Annotated in this window: 25 protein-coding genes; 13 read left to right on the forward strand and 12 right to left on the reverse strand. The window is 69.2% G+C overall.

Going from position 1 to position 21,012, the window contains the following annotated elements; all coding sequences use genetic code 11:
* Window positions 1–17: 17 nt before the first annotated feature.
* The gene (locus tag AC07NX_RS22870) at window positions 18–587 is read right to left on the reverse strand and encodes a Uma2 family endonuclease (RefSeq protein ID WP_494644973.1); all 570 of its coding nucleotides are present in this window, start codon (window positions 585–587) and stop codon (window positions 18–20) included.
* A 138-nt stretch (window positions 588–725) separates the two neighbouring features.
* Here AC07NX_RS22870 and AC07NX_RS22875 point away from each other — a divergent pair, with 138 nt between their 5' ends.
* From AC07NX_RS22875 to AC07NX_RS22885, 3 genes are all read left to right on the forward strand, one after another.
* A complete protein-coding gene (locus tag AC07NX_RS22875) occupies window positions 726–2,555 on the forward strand; it encodes a DUF885 domain-containing protein (RefSeq protein ID WP_494644974.1) in 1,830 nt (609 codons plus the stop codon).
* A gap of 106 nt (window positions 2,556–2,661) precedes the next feature.
* Window positions 2,662–3,042 carry a hypothetical protein gene (locus AC07NX_RS22880; protein WP_035070905.1) on the forward strand — a complete coding sequence of 127 codons (381 nt, stop codon included), beginning with the start codon at window positions 2,662–2,664 and terminating at the stop codon, window positions 3,040–3,042.
* Between the two features lie 124 nt (window positions 3,043–3,166).
* Entirely contained in the window at window positions 3,167–4,615 is a 1,449-nt protein-coding gene (locus AC07NX_RS22885; protein WP_494644977.1) for a GH1 family beta-glucosidase, read from the forward strand.
* Between the two features lie 33 nt (window positions 4,616–4,648).
* Here AC07NX_RS22885 and AC07NX_RS22890 read toward each other — a convergent pair whose 3' ends face one another.
* Window positions 4,649–5,548: a hypothetical protein gene (locus AC07NX_RS22890; RefSeq protein ID WP_494644979.1), complete on the reverse strand. Its 900-nt coding sequence runs from the start codon at window positions 5,546–5,548 to the stop codon at window positions 4,649–4,651.
* 371 nt (window positions 5,549–5,919) lie between these two features.
* Here AC07NX_RS22890 and AC07NX_RS22895 point away from each other — a divergent pair, with 371 nt between their 5' ends.
* The 5 genes from AC07NX_RS22895 to AC07NX_RS22915 all read left to right on the forward strand — a co-directional run bounded on the left by AC07NX_RS22895 (window position 5,920) and on the right by AC07NX_RS22915 (window position 8,770).
* Window positions 5,920–6,615: a TerB family tellurite resistance protein gene (locus tag AC07NX_RS22895; protein WP_494644981.1), complete on the forward strand. Its 696-nt coding sequence runs from the start codon at window positions 5,920–5,922 to the stop codon at window positions 6,613–6,615.
* Between the two features lie 170 nt (window positions 6,616–6,785).
* Complete coding sequence (locus tag AC07NX_RS22900) at window positions 6,786–7,031, forward strand: hypothetical protein (protein WP_494644983.1); 246 nt, start codon at window positions 6,786–6,788, stop codon at window positions 7,029–7,031.
* Between the two features lie 156 nt (window positions 7,032–7,187).
* Window positions 7,188–7,478 (forward strand): putative quinol monooxygenase, encoded by a 291-nt coding sequence (locus AC07NX_RS22905; RefSeq protein WP_494644985.1) that lies wholly within the window; start codon window positions 7,188–7,190, stop codon window positions 7,476–7,478.
* A 5-nt stretch (window positions 7,479–7,483) separates the two neighbouring features.
* Window positions 7,484–7,618: a hypothetical protein gene (locus AC07NX_RS22910; RefSeq protein WP_494644987.1), complete on the forward strand. Its 135-nt coding sequence runs from the start codon at window positions 7,484–7,486 to the stop codon at window positions 7,616–7,618.
* A gap of 60 nt (window positions 7,619–7,678) precedes the next feature.
* Window positions 7,679–8,770, forward strand: a complete 1,092-nt coding sequence (locus tag AC07NX_RS22915; RefSeq protein ID WP_494644989.1) for an NADH:flavin oxidoreductase — start codon at window positions 7,679–7,681, stop codon at window positions 8,768–8,770.
* 324 nt (window positions 8,771–9,094) lie between these two features.
* Here AC07NX_RS22915 and AC07NX_RS22920 read toward each other — a convergent pair whose 3' ends face one another.
* The 7 genes from AC07NX_RS22920 to AC07NX_RS22950 form a co-directional block, all read right to left on the reverse strand.
* Window positions 9,095–9,886: an SDR family NAD(P)-dependent oxidoreductase gene (locus AC07NX_RS22920; RefSeq protein WP_494644991.1), complete on the reverse strand. Its 792-nt coding sequence runs from the start codon at window positions 9,884–9,886 to the stop codon at window positions 9,095–9,097.
* 107 nt (window positions 9,887–9,993) lie between these two features.
* On the reverse strand, window positions 9,994–10,905 hold the full coding sequence (locus tag AC07NX_RS22925) for an SMP-30/gluconolactonase/LRE family protein (RefSeq protein WP_494644993.1): 912 nt from the start codon (window positions 10,903–10,905) through the stop codon (window positions 9,994–9,996).
* 109 nt (window positions 10,906–11,014) lie between these two features.
* Window positions 11,015–11,413: a hypothetical protein gene (locus tag AC07NX_RS22930; RefSeq protein ID WP_494644995.1), complete on the reverse strand. Its 399-nt coding sequence runs from the start codon at window positions 11,411–11,413 to the stop codon at window positions 11,015–11,017.
* Window positions 11,413–11,928: a dihydrofolate reductase gene (locus AC07NX_RS22935; RefSeq protein ID WP_035070885.1), complete on the reverse strand. Its 516-nt coding sequence runs from the start codon at window positions 11,926–11,928 to the stop codon at window positions 11,413–11,415. Before AC07NX_RS22935 ends, AC07NX_RS22930 begins: the two co-directional genes overlap by 1 nt.
* A 198-nt stretch (window positions 11,929–12,126) precedes the next feature.
* Entirely contained in the window at window positions 12,127–12,969 is an 843-nt protein-coding gene (locus AC07NX_RS22940; RefSeq protein WP_494644997.1) for a thymidylate synthase, read from the reverse strand.
* 99 nt (window positions 12,970–13,068) lie between these two features.
* The gene (locus AC07NX_RS22945) at window positions 13,069–14,019 is read right to left on the reverse strand and encodes a CsgG/HfaB family protein (RefSeq protein WP_494644999.1); all 951 of its coding nucleotides are present in this window, start codon (window positions 14,017–14,019) and stop codon (window positions 13,069–13,071) included.
* Between the two features lie 70 nt (window positions 14,020–14,089).
* The gene (locus tag AC07NX_RS22950; protein WP_494645000.1) at window positions 14,090–14,656 is read right to left on the reverse strand and encodes a DUF924 family protein; all 567 of its coding nucleotides are present in this window, start codon (window positions 14,654–14,656) and stop codon (window positions 14,090–14,092) included.
* Window positions 14,657–14,789: 133 nt separating this feature from the next.
* Here AC07NX_RS22950 and AC07NX_RS22955 point away from each other — a divergent pair, with 133 nt between their 5' ends.
* Window positions 14,790–15,707, forward strand: a complete 918-nt coding sequence (locus tag AC07NX_RS22955) for an RcnB family protein (protein ID WP_494645002.1) — start codon at window positions 14,790–14,792, stop codon at window positions 15,705–15,707.
* 114 nt (window positions 15,708–15,821) lie between these two features.
* On the opposite strand, the gene AC07NX_RS22960 is transcribed toward AC07NX_RS22955, so the two are convergent.
* Window positions 15,822–16,346: an inclusion body family protein gene (locus tag AC07NX_RS22960; protein ID WP_494645003.1), complete on the reverse strand. Its 525-nt coding sequence runs from the start codon at window positions 16,344–16,346 to the stop codon at window positions 15,822–15,824.
* A 464-nt stretch (window positions 16,347–16,810) separates the two neighbouring features.
* Here AC07NX_RS22960 and ilvC point away from each other — a divergent pair, with 464 nt between their 5' ends.
* The 3 genes from ilvC to AC07NX_RS22975 all read left to right on the forward strand — a co-directional run bounded on the left by ilvC (window position 16,811) and on the right by AC07NX_RS22975 (window position 18,785).
* A complete protein-coding gene (gene ilvC, locus AC07NX_RS22965) occupies window positions 16,811–17,830 on the forward strand; it encodes a ketol-acid reductoisomerase (RefSeq protein WP_035070870.1) in 1,020 nt (339 codons plus the stop codon).
* 102 nt (window positions 17,831–17,932) lie between these two features.
* Window positions 17,933–18,289, forward strand: coding sequence for an ArsR/SmtB family transcription factor (locus tag AC07NX_RS22970; protein ID WP_494645033.1), 357 nt, complete (start codon window positions 17,933–17,935; stop codon window positions 18,287–18,289).
* The gene (locus AC07NX_RS22975; RefSeq protein WP_494645004.1) at window positions 18,276–18,785 is read left to right on the forward strand and encodes an SRPBCC family protein; all 510 of its coding nucleotides are present in this window, start codon (window positions 18,276–18,278) and stop codon (window positions 18,783–18,785) included. Before AC07NX_RS22970 ends, AC07NX_RS22975 begins: the two co-directional genes overlap by 14 nt.
* 74 nt (window positions 18,786–18,859) lie before the next feature.
* Here the strand turns inward: AC07NX_RS22975 and AC07NX_RS22980 are convergent, their stop codons facing one another.
* Window positions 18,860–19,684 carry a CAP domain-containing protein gene (locus AC07NX_RS22980; RefSeq protein ID WP_494645005.1) on the reverse strand — a complete coding sequence of 275 codons (825 nt, stop codon included), beginning with the start codon at window positions 19,682–19,684 and terminating at the stop codon, window positions 18,860–18,862.
* A 49-nt stretch (window positions 19,685–19,733) separates the two neighbouring features.
* Here AC07NX_RS22980 and AC07NX_RS22985 point away from each other — a divergent pair, with 49 nt between their 5' ends.
* On the forward strand, window positions 19,734–20,297 hold the full coding sequence (locus AC07NX_RS22985) for a nucleoside 2-deoxyribosyltransferase (protein ID WP_035070864.1): 564 nt from the start codon (window positions 19,734–19,736) through the stop codon (window positions 20,295–20,297).
* Window positions 20,298–20,304: 7 nt separating this feature from the next.
* On the opposite strand, the gene AC07NX_RS22990 is transcribed toward AC07NX_RS22985, so the two are convergent.
* Window positions 20,305–21,006, reverse strand: a complete 702-nt coding sequence (locus AC07NX_RS22990) for a tRNA1(Val) (adenine(37)-N6)-methyltransferase (protein ID WP_494645007.1) — start codon at window positions 21,004–21,006, stop codon at window positions 20,305–20,307.
* Between the last annotated feature and the right edge of the window lie 6 nt (window positions 21,007–21,012).

Consider the following 21,012-nt stretch of genomic DNA (forward strand, 5'->3'; position numbering starts at 1 on the left):
ATGTGCCTGTCCCCGTTTCAGTCCAGCAAATCCGCCAGCCGCGTCCGCAATTCCGGCGCCAGCAGCGCCGCCACCTCGGCGTCGGCCTCGAACGATCGGACCGACCGATAGCCCTCGTCCGTCGGGTCGCGATGGACGATGATCCGCCGCGCCTCGACATCGACCACCCAGTAGTCGCGCACGCCGTGGTCGGCGTAGATCGCGGCCTTCAGGCCCAGGTCTCGCGACAGGCTCTCGTCGCTGACCTCGATCAGCAGGATGAGATCGCCGCCCGACAGATCCTGCGGCTTGAAAGCGCGCGGGTAGAGCATCAAGTCGGGTTCGACGAACAGCATTTCGGCCAGGTAGAGCGTGGTCTCCACGCCCACGCGCTGGCCGTCGGCCTTACCCTTCACCAGCCATTCCAGCAGCACGCTCTTGAAGATCTCGTGGTCGTTCTTCTTGGCCGCCATGACCACGAGCTCCCCCCCGATCAGCTCGACGTTCTCGTCCTCCTGCATCACGCCCGCCTCGACCATGCGGAACACGTCCTGCGTGGTGAACAGCCGGCGAGGCAGGTCGGGAGAGGGGCGAACGGGCGCGTTCATGCAGCGACGATACCATGACGGCCGGGGCCGCGCACGCGGCTGGCCAGCCAGGACAGCGCATGAGGGCGCCCCCGCCGCGAGGCCGTGGGCGTCCCCGTCGAACTCGGCTAGGTTTCCCGCGAATCCGGGAGGCCCTGCGTGAGCCAGTTCAATCGACGAGACGTTCTGGCGCTGGGCGCCGCGACCCTGGCCCTGGGCGGGAGCGGCGAGGCCCTGGCCGCCGCCGCGCCCGGCGACGCCGCCGAGGCCCTGTTAGCTGGGGTCGCCGAGGACCTGATGTGGGAATATCCCGAGAACGCCTCGGCCCTGGGCCTGGACAAGGACAAGCGGGCCGCGCTCAAATCCAGCCTGACCGACCGCTCGCTGGCGGGCCGCGGCGGGCTGGCCGCCGCCGCCAAGGCCCGGGTCGCGCGGATGAAGGCGGTCGACCGCAAGGGCCTGAGCCCCGCCGTCGCCCTCGACCTGGGTGTCGTCCAGACCGCCCACGAACTGGCCGTCGAAGGCTTCGACTTTCCCTATGGCGACGCCATCGGCCTGTCGTCGCAATGGTCGTATCGCAACGCGCCCTATGTGGTGGCCCAGAACACCGGCGCCTTCGTCGAGACGCCGGACTTCCTGGACAGCCTGCATGGCGTGACGGGCGCCGCCGACGTCGAGGCCTATCTCCACCGCCTGGAACTCTACGCCGCCCAGCTGGACGGCGAGACGGCGCGGCTGAAGCACGACGGCGCGCTGGGCGTGATCGCGCCGGACTTCCTGCTGGACAAGACGCTGAAGCAGCAGAAGGGCGCCCGCGCCCAGCCGGTCGCCGAGTGGGGCCTGGTCACCTCCCTGGCCAAGAAGGCCAAGGCCATCTCCGGCGACCCCGCGCGCCGCGCCGCCGCCATCGTCGAGGGCAAGATCGCCCCGGCCATGGACCGCCAGATCGCCGAGCTGACCGCCCACCGCGCCAGGGCCACCTCCGACGCCGGCGCCTGGAAGCTGCCGGACGGCGAGGCCTACTACGCCTGGGCCCTGAGGGCCGGCACGACCAGCCGCCTGACGCCCGACGAGATCCACCAGATGGGCGAGGCGCAGCTGAAGACGCTGTTCGCCCGCATGGACACGCTGCTGAAGGCCCAGGGCCTGACCCAGGGCAGCGTCGGCGCGCGGATGAAGGCCCTGGGCGAGGACCCCAGGAACCTGTTCCCCAACACCGACGAGGGGCGGGCCCAGATCCTGGCCTATCTGAACGGCCGGGTGGCCGACATCCGCACCCGCCTGCCGCGCGCCTTCGCCACGCTGGCGCCGGGCGCCCTGGTCATCAAGCGCGTGCCGGTCGAGATCCAGGACGGGGCCCCGGGCGGCTACGCCGCGGCCGGCTCGATCGACGGCACGGTTCCGGGCAACTACTACATCAACCTGCGGGACACCGGCATGTGGCCACGCTACAGCCTGCCGACCCTCACCTACCACGAGGGCTTGCCCGGTCACATCTGGCAGGGGGAGTACACCTACAAGCTGCCCCTGGTCCGCTCGCTGCTGGCCTTCAACGCCTATTCGGAAGGCTGGGCCCTCTATGCGGAGCAGTTGGCCGACGAGCTGGGCGCCTATGACGGCGATCCGCTGGGCCAGCTGGGCTACCTGCAGTCCATCGCCTTCCGGGCCTGCCGCCTGGTGGTCGACACCGGCATCCACGCCAAGCGCTGGACTCGCGACCAGGCGATCGACTGGTTCGTGACCACCAACGGCTCGACCCGCCAGGAGGTGCAGGGCGAGGTCGACCGCTACTGCGCCTGGCCGGGCCAGGCCTGCGGCTACAAGGTCGGTCACAGCGAGATCGTCCGCCTGCGAAGCAAGGCCCAGGCCGCGCTCGGGCCTCGCTTCGACCTGCGCGCCTTCGACGACGCGGTGGTGATGGGCGGTAACGTTCCGCTGACCGAACTGGAAGGCGTGATCGATCGGTTCGTGGATACCCTCATAGGGTGAGTTGTAAAAAATAACATCCAATAGGGGAAAAACTTGGCTTTGGCATCGGGTGGATCCATAGTCGTCATGGTGGAATTATCCACCAGGACAACTAGGGGGAAACTTCATGGCTCACGTTCTTTACGCCGTCGGAAACGCCACGGGTGTCGACGCCAAGCTGACCAGTGTCGAACATTCCCAGGACGATTGCGCGATCCCCGCGTGGACGGTCACCCACACGGGCGGCACGGACAACAACTGGATCTTCCTGCCGGACTGCTCCAATTCCGACTATTGGCGCGATCACCACATCAACGTGGCCGCCACCGACGGAAGCTGGGTGGTCTCGTTCTGGGTCGATGATGACGACGGCCGCATACTGTACTGGTCCAACTTCGACGGGTACTCGACCCAGAATTCGGTACCGCGGTCGAAGGACGTCACCGACTGCGCCCTGATGATCCATCTGGTGAACGGCTCGCCGGTGGTGACCTGGGCGCCGTGGTGACCTGACGGCGGTCGCGGGCCTTTCGAGGTCGGCGACGTCGCGCCCGTGACATCTGGTCAATCGCCGCGATTTGGGTTCATCCTGCCTGAAGACGAAGGCGGACGATCTTCGGCGGGGGGCGAACGTGGGCGACAAGGGCATCAGCCGCAGGGCGCTGGGCGCGCTGGCGATCGGCGGAGCGGCGAGCGTGGGGCTGGGCGGCTGCGACCGTGTCGGCCCCACCGAGGCGGCGGTGAAATCCCGCCAGTTCCCGAAGGATTTCGTCTGGGGCGCGGCGACGGCGGCGTTCCAGACCGAGGGCTCGCCCACCGCCGACGGGCGCGGCCCCAGCATCTGGGACACATTCCAGAAGCAGCCGGGCCGGATCAAGGACGGCTCCACCGCCGAGGTCGCCACCGACAGCTATCGCCGCTACGCCGAGGACGTCGATCTGGTCGCCGAGGCGGGCCTGAAGGCCTTCCGGTTCTCGATCGCCTGGTCGCGGGTGCTGCCCACCGGGGCCGGGACGGTCAACGCCCCGGGCCTGGACCACTATGAGCGCCTGGTCGACGCCTGTCTCGCCAAGGGGGTCACGCCCTACGCCACCCTGTTCCATTGGGACCTGCCTCAGGCCCTGCAGGACAAGGGCGGCTGGAGCGCGCGCGACACCGCCAGGAGCTTCGCCGACTACGCCGCGGCCGTGGCTGGACGGCTGGGCGACCGCCTCAAGCATGTCATCACCCTGAACGAACCGGCCGTGCACACGGTGTTCGGCCATGTGCTGGGCGAGCACGCGCCGGGGCTGAAGGACATCGCCCTGCTGGGGCCGACCACCCACCACATGAACCTCGGCCAAGGCCTGGCGATCCAGGCCCTGCGCGCGGCCCGGGGCGACCTGCGGATCGGCACGACCCAGGCGCTGCAGCCGTGTCGTGCGTCCGGCGGCCCCCTGGCGTTCTGGAACCGCCCCGCCGCCGACGGCTTGGACGCGCTGTGGAACCGGGCCTGGCTGGATCCGCTGCTGAAGGGAACCTATCCGGCGCTGATGGACGAGTTCCTCCAGGGCCACGTCCGTGGCGGCGACCTGAAGGTCGTCCAACAGCCGATCGACTTCCTCGGGGTCAATTACTACGCTCCGGCCTATGTGAAGCTGGATCTGGCCAGCCCCAGCCACATCGCGGAGGGCGCGCCGCCAAAGGGGGGCGAGCTGGACGCCTTCGGTCGGCAGATCGATCCGTCGGGCCTGGTCGAGGTGCTGGAGATGGTCCGCCGGGACTACGGCAACCCGCCGGTGCTGATCACCGAGAACGGCTGTTCCGACCCGTTCGGCGACGGCCCGGCGGTGATCGACGACGGCTTCCGCCGCCAGTACCTGCGCCGCCACCTGGAGGCGGTGAAGAGCGCCATGGAGGCCGGCTCGCGGATCGGCGGCTACTTCACCTGGACCCTGATCGACAACTGGGAATGGGACATCGGCTACACCTCGAAGTTCGGCCTGGTGGCGATGGACCGCGCGACCGGCGTGCGGACCCCCAAGTCGTCGTACGGGTGGCTCAAGGGCGTGGCGACGACGGGGATGCTGCCGAGCGCATGAAACCCTCTCCCGCTGGGAGAGGGCGCTAGATCCCTAGTCCGCCTTGCAGATCAGCACGTTCTTGCCGCCGCGCTTGGCCGGGACCAGGCTGCCGGCGCAGGGCTTGGGGTCGTTCGGGTCGATGATGACCTCGCCCTTGGCGGCGATCGGCATGGCCGCGGGCTTGGCGCCGATCGGCGGCAGGGCCGTCGCGGTCTTCCTGGCGGCCGGCTTGGCCGCGGCCTGAACCTTCGGCTTGGTGGCGGCCGGGGTCTCGACCGGAGCCTGGGCCACGGGAGTCTCGGCCGGCGGGGCCTCCGCCGTCGGCGCGGGCGGCGGGGCCTCGGGTGCGGCCGCCGGCGCGGGGGTTTCGACGGCGCTGGGCGCGGCCTCCGGAACGGCGGTCTCGGCGGCGGCCGGCTTCTTGACGTTGTAGTTCAGGGCCTGGCCGAACAGGTTGGACTTGGTCTCCAGCGCCTTGGCGCGGGGGTCGCAGTCGCCCGGCGGGCTCCAGCTCATCCACACCTGGGCCAGGCGCGCCTTGTCAATCTGATCGGCGCCGGTCCAGACCGAATGGCCCTTCTTGATCGCCGCCGCGCCATATTCCGAGATCGGGCGGGGGCTGGCCTTCTCGGCCGCGACGATGGCCGAGCGATAGGTCGCCAGGTCCTTCTTGGCCTGGGCGCGCATCGCCGGATATTCCTTCATGGCCGCGTTGAAGCCGTCGGGACCGGGGAAGGTCTTCTCGATGCGGGTCACTTCCGGCATCACCTTGTCGTACAGCTCGACATAGCCGCCCAGCGCGCCATAGCACCAGCCGACATAGCCGTAGTCGTCGGTCGGGGCGGTGGCGGCGGGCTGGGTGCGGGGCGGGGGAGCCGAAGCGGTCGGCGCGGTGGACACCGGAGCGTCCTGGGCGATCAGGGCCAGGGCGAGAAGGAAGGCGGTCGCCATGCGGGCGGAGGTCCTCTTGGTGGGGCGTCGCTCAGAGAGTCGGTCGCGTTCGAATAGAGCATTTCCGGCCGCATTGGGACCGGAGCATGGCGCCGGGTGTTTTGCACCGCGGTCGGCCAAGCGTCGCCATAACGGCTGGATCGGCCAAAACGCTCCCGCTCCCGGCAAAGATTCCTGTGTGCAGCCTGCCGTTGCGCGAGTCGTCGTCGCCCCCACACGTTACAAAGTTTCAATGTGCGCCGCAGCAAGCAGCGGGTGGGGGCATGACGTTTTTGTGCTAGAAAGCAGGACGGGAGCGTGATCCGTTGAGAGGCGGGGGGCGTATCTCCGCCGTCATCACTCCGCCATGCTTCTGGATTTTCGTCACGGTCATGACCTTCTGGCGCAACATCGCAACCCTCGCCGCGCGCCGGCTGGACATGGCCGAATGCCAGGAATGTCCGCCGGGCCTGCCCGGGCAGGATCCGGCCTTCTCGACCGCGGTCACGGCGCTGGGCGCGAAGCTGGCCAAGGCCGACGGTTCGGCCGATGGCGACGAATACGCCGCCTTCGCCGAGGTGTTCCACCCCGACCCCGAGTCGGAGAACAACATCCACCGCCTGTACGACCTGGCGCGCCAGACCACGCACGGCTTCGAGAGCTACGCCAAGCGGCTGGCCAAGCGCTACCGCACCTGCCCGCAGATCCTCGAGGACGTGCTGGACGGCCTGTTCCACATCGCCAAGGCCGACGGGGCGGTGACCCAGGAGGAACTGAGCTACCTGGAGCGCGTGGCCGACCTGTTCGGCATGTCGCCGCTGTCGTTCCGCCGCCTGACCGCGACCCACGTCGGGACCGAGCCGGACGACCCCTATCGCATTCTCGACGTGCCGGCCGACGCCGACGACGCGGTGGTGCATTCGGCCTGGCGGGCGGCGATGTCGGAGGCGCATCCCGACCGCGCCCGGGCCCGCGGCCTGCCGCTGGAGTTCATCGAGGTGGCCGAGGCCAAATCGGCCGCCATCAACGCCGCCTTCAGCACGGTGATGCGCGAACGTCGCGAACTGGCCGGTCTTGCGGCGTCCTGAGGCCGCCAATTCGCCATGGTTAGCGCCGAATTCATTTTACGGAACGATCGGCTGGGTGTTCAGTTGACGTTCAGTACTGGCGCCCCATCTTGATTTCATTGGGCGGGGCACGCCTGGCGAGGACGACCATGGAGACAGGTAAGGCTACCGGTATCGCTTGGCGCAGCCTGGTGACGCTCGCCGGCGCCGTGGCGACGTCCATCGCCGTCGCCGTCGCCGCCGTGCTGGCGGTGGTGTTCGCCGCCACCCTGGTGGTCATCGGCTTCATGGCCACGGCCCTGCTCGGCCTGGCCGCCTTCGCCCTGCGCGGCCGTGGCGCGACCGCCGCCGCGCCCAGCGGCGATCCCGGCCTGATCGAAGCTCGCCACATGGGCGGCCACTCGTGGGTGGCCTACGGCTGGAACGAGCGGCGGTAGGCCGCTCACCCCGCCAATCTCATTTTCGCGCCGTCACTCGGGCCTCGTGTCCGGGCGACGCTCGTCATGGAGCGGCGACGCCCCCTTGCCCTCCGTCCTCTCTTCCCCGACACTGCCTTCAAACAAGTGTTTGGCTGAAGGCCTCGGGAGGATGACATGATCGGCGTGGTGGCGGTGCTGAAGGTGCAGCCGGACAAGACGGGCGACTTCGAGGCGGTGTTCCTGGACCTCCAGAACAAGGTCAAGGCCAACGAGCCGGGCTGCCTCGTCTACCAGCTGACCCGCAGCAAGACCGAGGCCGGGACCTACAAGGTGCTGGAACTCTACGCCTCGGAAGACGCGCTCAGGCATCACGGCGGAACCGACTATTTCAAGGCCGCCGGCGCCGCCATGGGGCCGTTCATGGCCGGCCGCCCCGAGATCGAATATCTCGACGCGGTGGAGTAGGGGCCTTGGACCTCGCCTTCTCGCCCGGGGACCTGGCCTTCCGGCGGGAGGTCCGCGACTGGATCGCCACGGCCTGTGACGACGGCCTGCGCCACAAGACCTCCACCAGACACAAGATCGGTTGCAGTTTTTCTGCATAGTCCTCAAACGCAACTCACCTCTATAAACCTCGCTAACCCTGTCCTAGCCGGAGCCGCCTTATGGCCCTCGACGCCCTGTTCAAGCCGTTCGAATTCAAGTCGCTGAAGCTGCCCAACCGGGTGGTGATGGCCCCGATGACGCGGTCGTTCTCGCCCGGCGGGGTGGCCACCGACGAGGTCGCCGCCTACTACCGCCGACGGGCCGAGAACCAGGTCGGGCTGATCGTCACCGAGGGCACGGGCGTGGCCCGGCCGGCCTCGCTGAACGACGCCAACATCCCGCGCTTCCATGGCGAGAAGGAGCTGGCGGCCTGGAAGACGGTGGTCGACGAGGTGCACGCCGCCGGCGGCCTGATCGCCCCGCAGCTGTGGCACGTGGGTTCGGCCAAGGGCAAGGACGTGCTGGGCAAGATCGACAGCCCCTCGGGCCTGTCCAAGCCCGGCGGCTCGCCGTTCACCGAGCCGATGACCGACGAGGACGTGGCCGACACCATCGCCGCCTTCGCCAGCGCCGCCGCCAACGCCAAGGCCCTGGGCTTCGACGCCATCGAGCTGCACGGCGCCCACGGCTACCTGATCGATCAGTTTTTCTGGAACGGCACCAATGTCCGCGACGACGCCTTCGGCGGTCCTAGCATCGCCGAGCGCAGCAAGTTCGCCGCCGAGATCCTCAGGGCCGTCCGCGCCGCCGTCGGCCCGGACTATCCGGTGATCATCCGCCTGTCGCAGTGGAAGCAACAGGACTACGCGGTCAAGAACGCCGAGACCCCGCAGCTGCTGGAGGCCTGGCTGCAGCCCCTGGCCGACGCCGGCGCCGACATCTTCCATTGCAGCCAGCGCCGGTTCTGGGAGCCGGAGTTCGAGGGCAGCGACCTGAACTTCGCCGGCTGGGCCAAGAAGCTGACCGGCGCCCCGACCATCACCGTCGGCTCGGTGGGCCTGTCGGGCGAGTTCATCGCGGCCTTCGGCGGCGAGGGCAGCCAGCCCGCTTCGATCGACGGCCTGCTGGAGCGCCTGGAGCGCGGCGAGTTCGACCTGGTCGGCGTGGGCCGCGCGATCCTGCAGGACCCCGAATGGGTCGTGAAGATCCGCGACGGCCGCGAGGCCGAGCTGAAGAGCTTCGAGCGGTCGGCGCTGGGGGTGCTGTACTAGGCGGCGCCACATAGAACCTCCCCCTGTGGGGGAGGGGTATCGCATATGCCTCAAAACGGTTGTCATCCCGGACGAGCGCGCAGCGCGAAGATCCGGGACCGGGGCGTGAACGCAGGCGCTTCCGGCGGTCCCGGATCGGCGCTCGGCTCTGCCGAGCTTGTCCGGGATGACAGGTTTTTTCAGAGCAAATCCATATGCGACAGCCCTGCCCTGTGGGGGAGGCGGCGCGAAGGCGCCGGTGGGGGGAGAAGATCCACCTCGGGCAAACTCCCCCCACCGTCGGCTGCGCCGACACCTCCCCCACAGGGGGAGGGCCTGACGGGATCACGCGATCGTCGTCACCAGCCCGCCTTCCACCTTCAGGGACGCCCCGTTGGTCGCCGCCGACAGCGGGCTGGCGACATAGGCCACGAGGCTGGCCACTTCCTGCGGCTCGATCATCCGCTGCAGCAGCGAGGCCGAGCGGTGCTTGGCGAAGAACTCGGCCTCGTGTTCCTCCGGCGAGGCGTCCGGGTCGCTGGACACGCTCTTGAGGAAGTCGGCGATGGCCGCGGCGCGGGTCGGGCCGGGCAGGACCGAATTGACCGTCACGCCGGTCCCCTTGGTCTGCTGGGCCATGCCGCGCGCGACCGCCAACTGGGCGCTCTTGGTCATGCCGTAGTGGACCATCTCGCCGGGCGTCGCCAGGCCGCTTTCGCTGGAGATGAAGATCACCCGGCCCCAGTTGCGCGCCAGCATGCCGGGGAAGTAGCCGCGCGACAGGCGCACGCCGCTCATCACATTGACGTCGAACAGATGCAGCCAGTCCTCGTCTGGGATGTCGGCGAAGGCCTTCATCTCGTAGATGCCCAGGTTGTTGACCAGGATGTCGACCTGCGGGACGGCTTTCAGGATGGCCTGCGCGCCCGCCGCCGTGCCCGCGTCGGCCAGCACGCCCGAGACGTTCGCGCCGCCCGAGGCGCGGATGTCGGCGACGGCCTCGTCCAGCTTGGCCTGGGCGCGGCCGGTGACGAACACCGTGGCGCCCTCCACGGCCAGGGCGCGGGCGATCTCCAGGCCAATGCCGGCGGTCGAGCCGGTCACCAGGGCGGTCTTGTCTTTGAGTTTGAGATCCATCGAAGGACTCCGTTGCTTGCGACACCCCAGTTGGGGACGCGCGAGCGCCGCGGCCAGGCTCGCAACCGGCACATGGCTTGTGATTTCAATTCACAAGTCGATCGATGTCAGGCGTTGAAATTCAGCTTCAGGCCCGGCCTCGGCCACCGCGTCCTATAGAGTTTGCCCGTCCCCGACGCGGTGATCCAGGCGTCGCGCATGTCGGCGCCGCCGAAGCAGATGTTGGTCACGATCACGTCGGGCACGGCGTGGTGCTGGGTCGTCCCGTCGGGCGAGAAGGCGGTGATCCCGCCGTTGATGATCGTCGCCACGCAGACCCTGCCGCCGGCCTCGACCGCCAGGCTGTCCAGCATCTGGTAGCCTGGCAGGTTGCAGACCACGTTGCCTGGCTGCAGCGGCGCGGGATCGGCCAGCACGCCCGGCTCCGCCACCTGGAACGACCACAGCCGGCCCAGCAGGGTGTCGGCCATGTAGACGGTCTTCTCGTTGGGCGAGAGGCCCACGCCGTTGGGCGAGACGAAGTGGTCACGCCACCGCGTGATCCTGGAGCCGTCGGGCAGGGCGTAGTACAGCGCGCCGTACCGGCGGCCGTCCGGCGTGCTGCAGCCGTGGTCGGTGAACCAGAACCCACCCTGCCTGTCGAACACCAGGTCGTTGGGCCCCACCAGCGGCTTGCCCTCGCATTCGGTATAGAGCGTGGTCACCGCGCCGGTGGCGAGGTCGACCCGCTGGATCGAGCCGCCCTGGTGGCCGGGCGGGGTGGGGCCGGGCACGTTGAGGCCGCCCATGTCGAAGAACTGGAAGCTGCCGCCGTTGTTAGTGACGTAGATCGCGCCGTCCGGGCCGATGGCCGCGCCGTTGGGGCCGCCGGGGACCCGGGCCATCGCCTCCTTGCGGCCGTCTGGGCGCACGCGGGTCAGGACCTGGCCCTGGATCTCGACAAGGACCACCGAGCCGTCGGCCATGGCGATCGGGCCCTCGGGGAACTGCAGGCCCTCGGCGACGAGTTCCAGCTCCATGCGTCTCTCCCTGGATGACGCCTCTGACGGGCGTGTCCAGCGAGTAAACGAGCGTTTGAACGGCGCGGCAAGCGCCTTGCGTCCTTCGAGCCACGGGCCTCGAAGACCCTCAGTTCAGGTCGTAGAGCTCGTAGGCGATCAGCCCGCCGTCGCCACCCAGGAAGGCGCGGCCGTGGGCCGAGCGCACCAGGGCCTCGCGGTCCACCCATTTGGGCGTGGCGTCCGAGGCGTCGGCCCCCTGGGTCGCGCAGGGGACGGTCAGCCGCACCGCCTGGCGCGGCCGGAAACGCTTGCCGCGCTCGGCCCGGATCGTCCGGCCGAACACCCGGCAACTGGCGACCTCGCCGCCGTCCAGGGGACGCACCTTGAGCACGTTGAACACCACCACGTCGGTGGCGGCGGCGCGGGCCAGGCTGTCGGCTTGGCCCAGGCCGATATCGGCCTGGGCGGCGTGGGCCACACCGAGGGAAAGGGCGAAGACGCAGAGGAGAGCGGTCAGCGGATGCATCAGCGGCGCTCCAGGACGCGGAAGACGAAGGCGTGGTCGTCGTCCGGACCGGCGGGGTGCGCCTCGCGACGCACCTCGGTCCAGGCCGCCTCGTCGAAGGCGGGAAAGCTGACGTCGCCCTGAACCTCGGCCTGGACCTCGGTCAGGTACAGGCGCCGGGCCTTGGGCAGGGCGGTCTCGAACAGGGCGCGGCCGCCGATCACGCAAACCTCGTCGACGCCGTCCTCGGCCGCCTGCTCCTTGGCCATCTGGACGGCCTCCAGGAAGCTCTCGCAGACCACGGCCTGGGGCGGCTCGAACGAGCCGTCGCGAGACAGCACGATGTTCATCCGCCCGGGCAGCGGCTTGCGCGGCAGGCTGTCCCAGGTCTTGCGTCCCATGATCACCGGCTTGCCCATCGTACAGGCCTTGAAGATCGCCAGGTCGGACTTCAGCCGCCACGGCAGGTCGTTGTCGCGGCCGATGACGCCGTTCAGGGAGCGAGCCACCGGGCCGACGGTCAGGATAACGGACATGGAACTATCTTTACCCTGCGTCGCGCGATGCGGCCACCCGGTCTGTCGGACTTGCGACGTTGGTGGACGCGTCAGCCGCCGAATGGCGTGATGACCTGCTGGGCGCTGGCGCGGGCGATCAGCTCGCCGTCCGGACGGCGGAAGTCGGCCTCGACATGGATCATGCCCTGGTCTGGTCGCGCCGGCCGGCGGCCCAGGTCAAACGGCGACCGCCGCCTTGATGTGCGGGTGGGCCTCGTAGCCTTCCAGCTGGAAGTCCTCGTACGCGAAGGCGAACAGGTCGCGCTTGTCGGCCATCTTCAGGACGGGGAAGGGCTTGGGCTCGCGCTGGAGCTGCTCGCGGGCCTGGTCCAGGTGGTTCAGGTACAGGTGCGCGTCGCCGAAGGTGTGAACGAACTCCCCGGGCTCCAGCCCCACCACCTGGGCGACCATCATCGTCAGCAGGGCGTAGGAGGCGATGTTGAACGGTACGCCCAGGAAAACGTCGGCGCTGCGCTGGTAGAGCTGGCAGCTGAGCTTTCCATCGGCGACGAAGAACTGGAACAGGCAGTGGCAGGGCGGCAGGGCCATGTCCTCGACATCGGCCGGGTTCCAGGCGCTGACGATGTGGCGGCGGCTGTTGGGATTGGTCTTCAGGCCCTCGACCAGGTTGGCGATCTGGTCGATCGACCGGCCGTCGGGCGCGGCCCAGGAGCGCCATTGCTTGCCGTAGACGGGACCCAGGTCGCCGTTTTCGTCGGCCCACTCGTCCCAGATCCTGCAGCCGTTGTCCTGCAGGTACTTCACGTTGGTGTCGCCGCGCAGGAACCACAGCAGCTCGACGATGATCGAGCGCAGGTGCAGCTTCTTGGTGGTCAGGACGGGGAAGCCCTTCGACAGGTCGAAGCGGATCTGCCGGCCGAACACGCCCAGGGTGCCGGTGCCGGTGCGGTCGCCGCGCTGGACGCCGCTCTCCAGGATGTCGGCCAGCAGGTTCAGGTACTGCCGCTCGGGATGATCGGCGGCGGCGGGGTCGGCGTGGATGGGCGCGAGGGCGTTCATGGCGGCACTGTCCTACGCGAATCGCGGCGATGGCCAATCACAAAAACGCCCCGCTCGAGGTCTCGGGCGGGGCGCCTTGTCGTGAACCTGTCGCCGGCGTTACCGCGCCGGTTCCAGGCCGGTGTTCAGCACCCAGCCGACATTGTCGTTCTCGTCGGCCACTTCCCACCACAGGCCGTTCTTGGTCCCGGTCGGATAGACGATGGCGCCGGCGGGCAGGGCGCGGATCAGCTTGCCGCCGGCTGCGGCCGTGGCGCGCATGTTGGTCACGCGGGTGGCCACGAAGGTCTTGGACGGCGCGTCCGCCGCGGCCGTGGTGGTGGTCGACAGCAGGCCCAGGTCCGTGACCAGCTTGGTGTAGCTGTTGATGAACGACAGGGTGATGATCCGGCCGATCTCGGTGTCCTCGTAGCCGCCGCCGACGGCCCCGCCGAAGCCCCAGCCGCCGCCCGCGCCCCAGCCGATGTCGTTCTTGGCCGCGTAGCCTTCCTGCACCGCCATGGTCTCGGTGGTGCGCACGTTGGTCAGGGACAGCACGGTGTTGGCTTCCAGCTTCTTGGTCTTGATGCCGCCGACCAGGCCGCCGACGCGACCGCCGATCAGGCCGCCGAGGGCGCCGGCCACCGCGCCGCCGCCGGCGTTGCTGTCGCTGGCCTGGACCTCGGCCACCAGCACGTAGTCGGCGGCCTTGATCTGGCCCTGGCCGACATTGGAGCCGCGCTGCAGGCCCAGGTTGCCGCCGATGTTGCGCTCGATCTGCGCCGCGTTCAGGCCCGCGCCCCGGTCGACCAGGTTGAAGCAGCCCGACTTCTGGACCATGGCCTTCAGCAGCTTCTGCGGCGAGGCCAGATTGTACTGCATCCAGCCGCGGGTGTCGTCGCCGTCCATGATCGACAGGGTGCCCAGCTTGCGGGAGCAACGGGGAATCTCGGCGACCGCCTGGGTCTGGAGTTTCTGGGCGTTGCTCGGCTTGGCCTGGGCCAGGGCCGCGCTCGGCGCGAGGATTGACAGCGTGGCGCCGGCCGTGAGCAGGCCCGATAGCAGTTTCATGATGTGCTCCAGTAATCCCTGACTGCGAGCGCCAACCTTAGCTTGCGCGATGGGCTCGGCCAAGCTCGCGTCAGCCGGCGAAGCCGCCTTCGTCCAGGAAGGCCTGCTCGGCCGCTGTCGTGCTTCGGCCCAAGGCCTTGTTTCGGTGGGGAAAGCGGCCGAAGCGCGCGATGATGTCCCGGTGCGCGATGGCCCATTTGAGGCTGTCGGCGTCGCCGGTGTCCTTCAGCAGCCCCTCGAACAGGGCGATGCTGGTGTCCTGGTCGGCCAGGGATTCGGAGTGCTCGTAGGGCAGGTAGAAGAACGGCCGCAGCTCGGGCGCGACGGCCTTGTCGTGGCCGGCGGCCACGGCGGCGGCGGCGATGGCGCGGGCCTTGCCGTCGGTCGCGAAGGCGTGGCCGCTGTCGCGGTAGAGGTTGCGGGGGAACTGGTCCAGCAGGATCACCAGGGCCAGGGCGCCCTCGGCCCCATTGGACGCGTCGGCGGCCCAGGCGTCGTACTTGCCCCGGGCGGCGGCCAGGTGGACCGGCTCGAACTTCAGGCGGATGGCGTCGTCGAAGGCGTCGGACTTGGCGAACCACTTGCCGGGACCGGCGGCGGTCCAGAAGCCCAGCACGTCCTGTGGTTTGGCGGTCATGGCGGATCCCCCTTCGGACAATCTTGGATAGGCGGCATCGTTCAAACGCGGTTCATGGAGCAAGGCCGACACTTCCATACAAGGGATGAGCGACGGGGCCAGCGCAAGGGCCTCCTGGAGCACTTGGAAAGACATGAAACGTCTGATTACGACCGCGATGATCCTGTCCCTGATGGGCGGCGTCGCGGCGGAAGCCGCCGGGGCCGGGCAGGATCGCCCGGATCGTCGCGGCGAACGCGGCGCGAGCCGGGAAGGCGGGCGCGGCGAAGGCGGCGGCTGGCGCCAGCAACAGGCTCAGCCCCAGCAGCCCCAGGCCCAGCCGCAACAGCAGCCTTTGGGCGGCGGCGATCGCGGCGCCTGGCGCCAGTCGCGCGGGGAACGTGGCGATCGCGGTGATCGCGGTGATCGCGGCGGGCGTCCCGACTGGAACGGCGGCGCCCGGCCGGCGCCCGAGGCCCAGCAGCCCGTGCAGCCTCCGCAAGCCCCGACCGCGCCCCAGGCTCGCAGCTCGCGGGAAGGCGGCGACCGGGACGGCTGGCGAGGGCGAGACGGTCGCGACGGCCGCTGGGATCGCGGCGACCAGAACCGTGGTGACCAAAATCGGGGTGACCAAAATCGGGGCGACCGGAACCGCGGCGACCGGAACTGGGGGGATCGCGGCGATCGCAACGGCGGCTGGGACCGGGGTCCGGGACGTCCGGACCAGGGCCGTCCCGACTACGGCCGTCCGGGCCACAATGGTCAGTGGCGTGACCGCGACAACGATCGCCAACGCTACGACCAGCGCCGCTACCGGCCGTCCTATCGCGCCACGCAGCGCTACCGGGTTCCGGCCTACCGCTATCCGCGCGGCTTCTATGCGCGCCACTGGTCGTTCGGCGACTACCTGCCGGGCGGCTGGTACGGCTCGTCCTACTATCTGGACGCCTGGCGGTACGGCCTGCCGTATCCGCCCATCGGCTGCGAGTGGGTGCGGGTCGGCGACGACGCGGTACTGGTCGACGTCTGGAGCGGCCAGGTGCTGAGCGTCTACTACGACCTGTTCTGGTGATGTCGGGCGCGCGGCCTTCGCGATCGCCGCGCCCCTGAAGGACGAAAGCCGCGCCTCGGTCGAGGCGCGGCTTTCTTGCGTCGCGAACGGGCTCGCGTCGCCCGGGGCTGTTGGTCAGGACGCGGTGATCATCGGATCCCAGATGAAGTAGCCCACCACGTTCAGGCTGCCCGCATGGTATTGAAGCACGACGAACGAGACGTTGTAGCTCTCGGTGCCGGCCTCGACGATGTCGGCCGTCAGATAGAAGTCGTACTGCGGCGTCGTGACGTAGGTCGGGGGCAGGGCGATTGTGCCGGGCGTCGTGCCGGGCACCGGCGTCTGCGGTTGGATCAGCTCCCCGGTCATGGTTCCGGTGATCTGGTCGTTCGCGAACCGCTGGATATTCTGCAGGTTCGCCGAATAGCTGGTGTTGCCGGACTGCGACGTCATGCGCCAACGGATGGTGTCGCCGACATCCACCGAAATCGACAGATCGCCCGAGGCCTGGCCGCTTTTCACGTATTCGTTGGGCGCGATCATGTAGGCGTAGTTGTGTCCCACGGGGGTGGGGCTCCGGGGATCCTTGCTCGGACTGGGGATGGACGCCATCAGGTTGGCCGTGTCGACGACGATCTCGATGTCAATTATTTCGCTCATGTCCGTGGTTTCCTCGCTTATGGGTTGTGTGTGGAGCGACCATGCTCTCAATACAACCATGAGTCAAAGTTATTCATTAATTCCCTCTAAAATTGCATTTATCGGCATCGCGATCCGTGCAGCGGCGCCCTGGGAGGGTTCCCGCCAAGGGATGCGAAGGCGTTGGACCTGGCGCCGCCGCGGCGGCCTAGACTTCGTCGTCGATTTCGCCGCCTGCTCGCCGACCACCCCGGCGGTTCACAGGCGGTCGGGGGCGACAATCGGGGCGTTCGTCGCGGCTTCTCGAGGGCTGGCCATGGCGGGGAAGCGCCCCAGCGTCTAAAACGTCGCCACAGAGGCCTTCCGGTCACAACGTTCTGTCGTCATCGCCTTGACGAAACGGCAAAAAAACGCTCAAACGCCCGGCCTTTGTCGCTCCGCCGTTGCGCGGGGCGGCCATATTGACCAAGTCCTGGAGAAAAAACATGCGCGTCTATTATGATCGCGACGCCGACCTCGCCCGCATCCTGGACAAGAAGATCGCGATCGTAGGCTATGGTTCGCAAGGTCACGCGCATGCCCTCAACCTTCGGGACTCGGGCGCGACCAACGTCGCCGTCGCCCTGCGCGCCGGTTCGCCGACCGCCAAGAAGGCCGAGGGCGAAGGCCTGAAGGTCATGACCGTGGCCGAGGCCGCCGCCTGGGCCGACCTGCTGATGATCCTGGCGCCCGACGAGCACCAGGCCGCGATCTACAAGAACGACATCGCACCCAACATCCGCGACGGCGCGGCCCTGCTGTTCGCCCACGGCCTGAACGTCCACTTCGGCCTGATCGAGCCCAAGGACACCATCGACGTGCTGATGGTCGCCCCCAAGGGCCCGGGCCACACCGTGCGCGGCGAGTACCAGAAGGGCGGCGGCGTGCCCTGCCTGATCGCGGTGCACCACAACGCCACCGGCAACGCCCTGGACCTCGGCCTGGCCTACGCTTCGGCCATCGGCGGCGGTCGCTCGGGCATCATCGAGACCAACTTCCGCGAGGAATGCGAAACCGACCTGTTCGGCGAGCAGGCCGTCCTCTGCGGCGGCACGGTCGAGCTGGTCCGCGCCGGCTTCGAAGTGCTGGTGGAAGCCGGCTACGCGCCGGAAATGGCCTATTTCGAGTGCCTGCACGAGCTGAAGCTGATCGTCGACCTGATGTACGAAGGCGGTATCGCCAACATGAACTACTCGATCAGCAACACGGCCGAGTACGGCGAGTACGTCACCGGCCCGCGCATCATCACCGCCGAGACCAAGGCCGAGATGAAGCGCGTGCTGGACGACATCCAGTCGGGCAAGTTCGTCCGCGACTTCATGCTGGAAAACCAGGTCGGCCAGCCGAGCTTCAAGGCGACCCGTCGCCGCTCGGCCGAGCACCAGATCGAGGAAGTCGGCGGCCGCCTGCGGGCCATGATGCCCTGGATCGCCAAGAACAAGCTGGTGGACGTGGCCAAGAACTAGGCTTCGCGACCCGGTGGATCCCACCAAGCCCCCGGCCCCACAGGCCGGGGGCTTTTCATTTGTGGCTTGCGCGTCGCCGATCCGCGCCACATACTGAACTACATGGTTCAGCATTCAGCCGCCCGCCTCGATGTCTCGTTCACCGCGCTCTCGGACGCCACCCGGCGCGGCGTGCTGGAGCAGCTCGGCCGCGCGGACGCGTCGATCACGGACCTCGCCGATCGGTTCGACATGACTCTCACGGGCATGAAGAAGCACGTCAGCGTGCTGGAGCGGGCGGGGCTGGTGACAACGGAGAAGATCGGGCGCGTGCGCACCTGCCGGCTGAACGTGGGCGGGCTGGAGGACGAGGCCGCCTGGATTGAACGCTACCGCCGACGCTGGGACCTCCGCTTCGAGGCGCTGGACGAGATCGTCGAAGACTTGAAACAGAAGGAGGACTTGGATGGACGGAGATAGCAGCGAACCCGCACCCCGGAAGAACCGCACGGTGGTGGAGCGCAAGTCGGACCTGGAGCTGGTCGTCACGCGCGTCTTCGACGGCCCGCCGCGGATCGTGTTCGAAGCCTGGGCCAAGCCCGAGCTGTTCCAGCGGTGGTGGGTTCCAAAGTCGTTGGGCGTGCCTCTGCGGTCCTGCGAGATGGATGTCCGCACCGGAGGCGGCTATCACCTCGAGTTCGGGCTGGAGGCCGCCAATTCCATGGCCTTCTACGGCAAGTACCTCGAGGTGACGCCACCCTCGCGCATCGTCTGGACCAACGAGGAAAGCGGCGACGCCGGCGCGGTGACCACCGTCACCTTCGCCGACCAGGGTGGCAGGACGCTGCTGACGCTGAGCGAACTCTACCCCACCAAGGAAGCCTGCGACGAGGCGATCCAAGGCTCGGCGGCCGGCCTGCCCGAGCAGTTCGAGCAGTTGGACGCACTGTTGATCGACCTGGGCGCCAATGCGTGACCTCGGCGAAGCCCTCGGCCGTTCGCGGCCGGGGGCGTGGCGGGAACGATCGGCGACGCGAGCACGGTAGCTCTCTAGCCCAGCACGAACACCGGCCCCCAGGCCACCTGGTACTTGCGCGCGCCGGTCGACAGGTGGGGGCGCAACTGCCAGGCGCCAGGCGGCAGGGTCCGGGCGCCGGGGCTTTCCAGATAGGTCTCGATCAGGGCCTCGGCGCCGGGCTCGGAGACCGAGAACTGGCTGATGCTCGGGGTGGCGTTCGCCAGGGCCGCGGCGATGGCGGCGACCGAGGCGGCCCGCAGCGGGGCGGGGGCGGCCAGCCGCGCGGAGACCTCGGCATAGGCCCCCACGGCGATCACCTCGCGGCCCCGGCGCAGCACGCCGTAGCCGACATGGGTGAAGCCCGGCGCCAGCAGGTTGGCGCGGTGGCCGGCGCTGCCCTTCCACTGGCCCATGATCTGGTCGGGCCGCACCGCCCCGTCGGCGTTCAGGCGCTCTGCGATGTTCTCGGCCGGCGCGCCGACCAGGTCGCGGGCCAGCAGGCCCACCCGCGCGGCCGGGCCGAAGCCCTCGCGGGTCATGTGGTCGAAGACCCCGGTGCGGGCGAGGTCGGCGGCGTGGGCGCGGGCCGCCAGGGTCAGGCCGGGATCGGGCGCCAGCTCGGAAAGGCCTCGGCCCCGCCGGAAGATGTCGCCCAGGTCGCGCAGGTCGGCCTCGAAATCGGCGTCGAAATCGGCGTCGAAATCGCCCCGGCTCTCGGCCAGCTGGCGGCGCAGGCGGCGGTCATAGGCCAGCCACGGGTCGCTCGCGGCGGCCCGGGCGAGGGCGGGGGCGAGGCCCGGCGAGGCCAGGCCGGCGGCCGCGATGGCGATCAGGGTGCGGCGGTTTAAAACGGGCATGGTCCTCAAGGCGGTTGACAGCGTCTCGTTTCGGCAAGTTGTAAGGGGCATGAGACCCGTACGTTCCATCTGGCTGGCCGGCCCCGAGCCCTGGCTTCCCGACGCCGAGGCCCAGGCCGCGCGCCAGCGCGCCTTCTGCGCGGACAACGGCTTCACCGGCCTGACCGCGCCGGCCATCGTCGAGACCCAGGCCGACAATGTCGAGGTCCAGGCCCGCGAACTCTATGCCGAGAGGATGGCCAAGCTGCGGCAGGCCGACGCCGGGATCATCAACCTGACGCCGTTCCGCGGTCCTTCCTGCGCCAGCGCCGCCGCCTTCGAGGCCGGGGTGCTGGCCGGGCTGGGGCGGCCGCTCATGGCCTATGTCAACGTCGCCGATGAGAGCGAGGCCGAATATGTCGACCGGGTCGAGGTGCATGTCGGCGCCCAGCGCGACGAGCACGGCGTCTGGCGCGACGGCGACGGCTGCGTGGTCGAGGACTTCGGCCTGCCCGAGACCCTGATGCTGTGGGCCGAGGCCCGCCGGCTGTTCGTGATCATCACCGACAATCCGTTGCATGACCTGACCGGGCTGGAGATGTGCCTGGAGGCGCTGGCGCTTTACGCCGAGTAGGGCGGGGTCAACCCCACCCCAGCGCCGCGTCCCCCCGCAGGATCGCCTCGGCCGCCGCCGAGTGGCCCGTCCCCTCGCGGTCGTGCAGGACCAGGGGCGGCAGCAGGACCAGCGGGGCCTTGCCGGTCTTGATCGCCCGGAGGATCACCCGCTTGGCCGGGACGTCGGCGAAGGGCGCGACGGGGCGGATCCGGAAAGAGCCGGCCTTGGGGGCCAGCAGGGCCAGAAGGTCGGCCAGGCGGTCGGCGCGGTGGATCAGGGTGATGGTCCCGCCCTCGCGGACGGCCTTCAGGCAGAAGGCGGTCCAGGCCGCCAGCCCGCCGTCGGCCATCCAGGCGCCGGACTTCTCCGGCGCGGGCGCGCGCAGCGCGGCGGGGTCGTCGAAGAACGGCGGATTGCTCATGACCGCGTCGAACACCGGCAGGTCCAGGGCGCGGAAGCTCCGCTCGACGTCGCCGCCGACGATCTCGACCCGGTCCTGGAGCGCATTGAGCGCCGCATTGCCCCGCGCCAGGTCGACCGCGAGGGGATCGCGCTCCAGCCCGACGAATCGGGCGCCAGGACGCCGTACGGCCGCCGCCAGCAGCGCGCCGCCGACCCCGCAGCCGGCCTCGATCACCCGCTCGCCGGCCTTCGCGTCGCAGGTCGCCGCCAGCAGGGCCGCGTCCATGCCCGCCCGGTAGCCCGCCACGGGTTGGCGCAGCCGCACGCGGCC

The organism is Caulobacter sp. GW821-FHT09A05 (assembly GCF_059418465.1).

Excerpts from the sequence above, each read along its gene's own strand:
- AC07NX_RS22955 (WP_494645002.1), top strand. The coding sequence starts at position 14,790 with ATGAAACGTCTGATTACGACCGCGATGATCCTGTCCCTGATGGGCGGC.
- AC07NX_RS22890 (WP_494644979.1), bottom strand. The coding sequence starts at position 5,548 with ATGGCGACCGCCTTCCTTCTCGCCCTGGCCCTGATCGCCCAGGACGCT.
- AC07NX_RS22975 (WP_494645004.1), top strand. The coding sequence starts at position 18,276 with ATGGACGGAGATAGCAGCGAACCCGCACCCCGGAAGAACCGCACGGTG.
- AC07NX_RS22895 (WP_494644981.1), top strand. The coding sequence starts at position 5,920 with ATGACCTTCTGGCGCAACATCGCAACCCTCGCCGCGCGCCGGCTGGAC.
- AC07NX_RS22945 (WP_494644999.1), bottom strand. The coding sequence starts at position 14,019 with ATGAAACTGCTATCGGGCCTGCTCACGGCCGGCGCCACGCTGTCAATC.
- AC07NX_RS22880 (WP_035070905.1), top strand. The coding sequence starts at position 2,662 with ATGGCTCACGTTCTTTACGCCGTCGGAAACGCCACGGGTGTCGACGCC.
- AC07NX_RS22915 (WP_494644989.1), top strand. The coding sequence starts at position 7,679 with ATGGCCCTCGACGCCCTGTTCAAGCCGTTCGAATTCAAGTCGCTGAAG.
- AC07NX_RS22920 (WP_494644991.1), bottom strand. The coding sequence starts at position 9,886 with ATGGATCTCAAACTCAAAGACAAGACCGCCCTGGTGACCGGCTCGACC.
- AC07NX_RS22905 (WP_494644985.1), top strand. The coding sequence starts at position 7,188 with ATGATCGGCGTGGTGGCGGTGCTGAAGGTGCAGCCGGACAAGACGGGC.
- AC07NX_RS22940 (WP_494644997.1), bottom strand. The coding sequence starts at position 12,969 with ATGAACGCCCTCGCGCCCATCCACGCCGACCCCGCCGCCGCCGATCAT.
- AC07NX_RS22970 (WP_494645033.1), top strand. The coding sequence starts at position 17,933 with ATGGTTCAGCATTCAGCCGCCCGCCTCGATGTCTCGTTCACCGCGCTC.
- AC07NX_RS22935 (WP_035070885.1), bottom strand. The coding sequence starts at position 11,928 with ATGTCCGTTATCCTGACCGTCGGCCCGGTGGCTCGCTCCCTGAACGGC.
- AC07NX_RS22960 (WP_494645003.1), bottom strand. The coding sequence starts at position 16,346 with ATGAGCGAAATAATTGACATCGAGATCGTCGTCGACACGGCCAACCTG.
- AC07NX_RS22930 (WP_494644995.1), bottom strand. The coding sequence starts at position 11,413 with ATGCATCCGCTGACCGCTCTCCTCTGCGTCTTCGCCCTTTCCCTCGGT.
- AC07NX_RS22980 (WP_494645005.1), bottom strand. The coding sequence starts at position 19,684 with ATGCCCGTTTTAAACCGCCGCACCCTGATCGCCATCGCGGCCGCCGGC.
- AC07NX_RS22870 (WP_494644973.1), bottom strand. The coding sequence starts at position 587 with ATGAACGCGCCCGTTCGCCCCTCTCCCGACCTGCCTCGCCGGCTGTTC.
- AC07NX_RS22985 (WP_035070864.1), top strand. The coding sequence starts at position 19,734 with ATGAGACCCGTACGTTCCATCTGGCTGGCCGGCCCCGAGCCCTGGCTT.
- ilvC (WP_035070870.1), top strand. The coding sequence starts at position 16,811 with ATGCGCGTCTATTATGATCGCGACGCCGACCTCGCCCGCATCCTGGAC.
- AC07NX_RS22925 (WP_494644993.1), bottom strand. The coding sequence starts at position 10,905 with ATGGAGCTGGAACTCGTCGCCGAGGGCCTGCAGTTCCCCGAGGGCCCG.
- AC07NX_RS22950 (WP_494645000.1), bottom strand. The coding sequence starts at position 14,656 with ATGACCGCCAAACCACAGGACGTGCTGGGCTTCTGGACCGCCGCCGGT.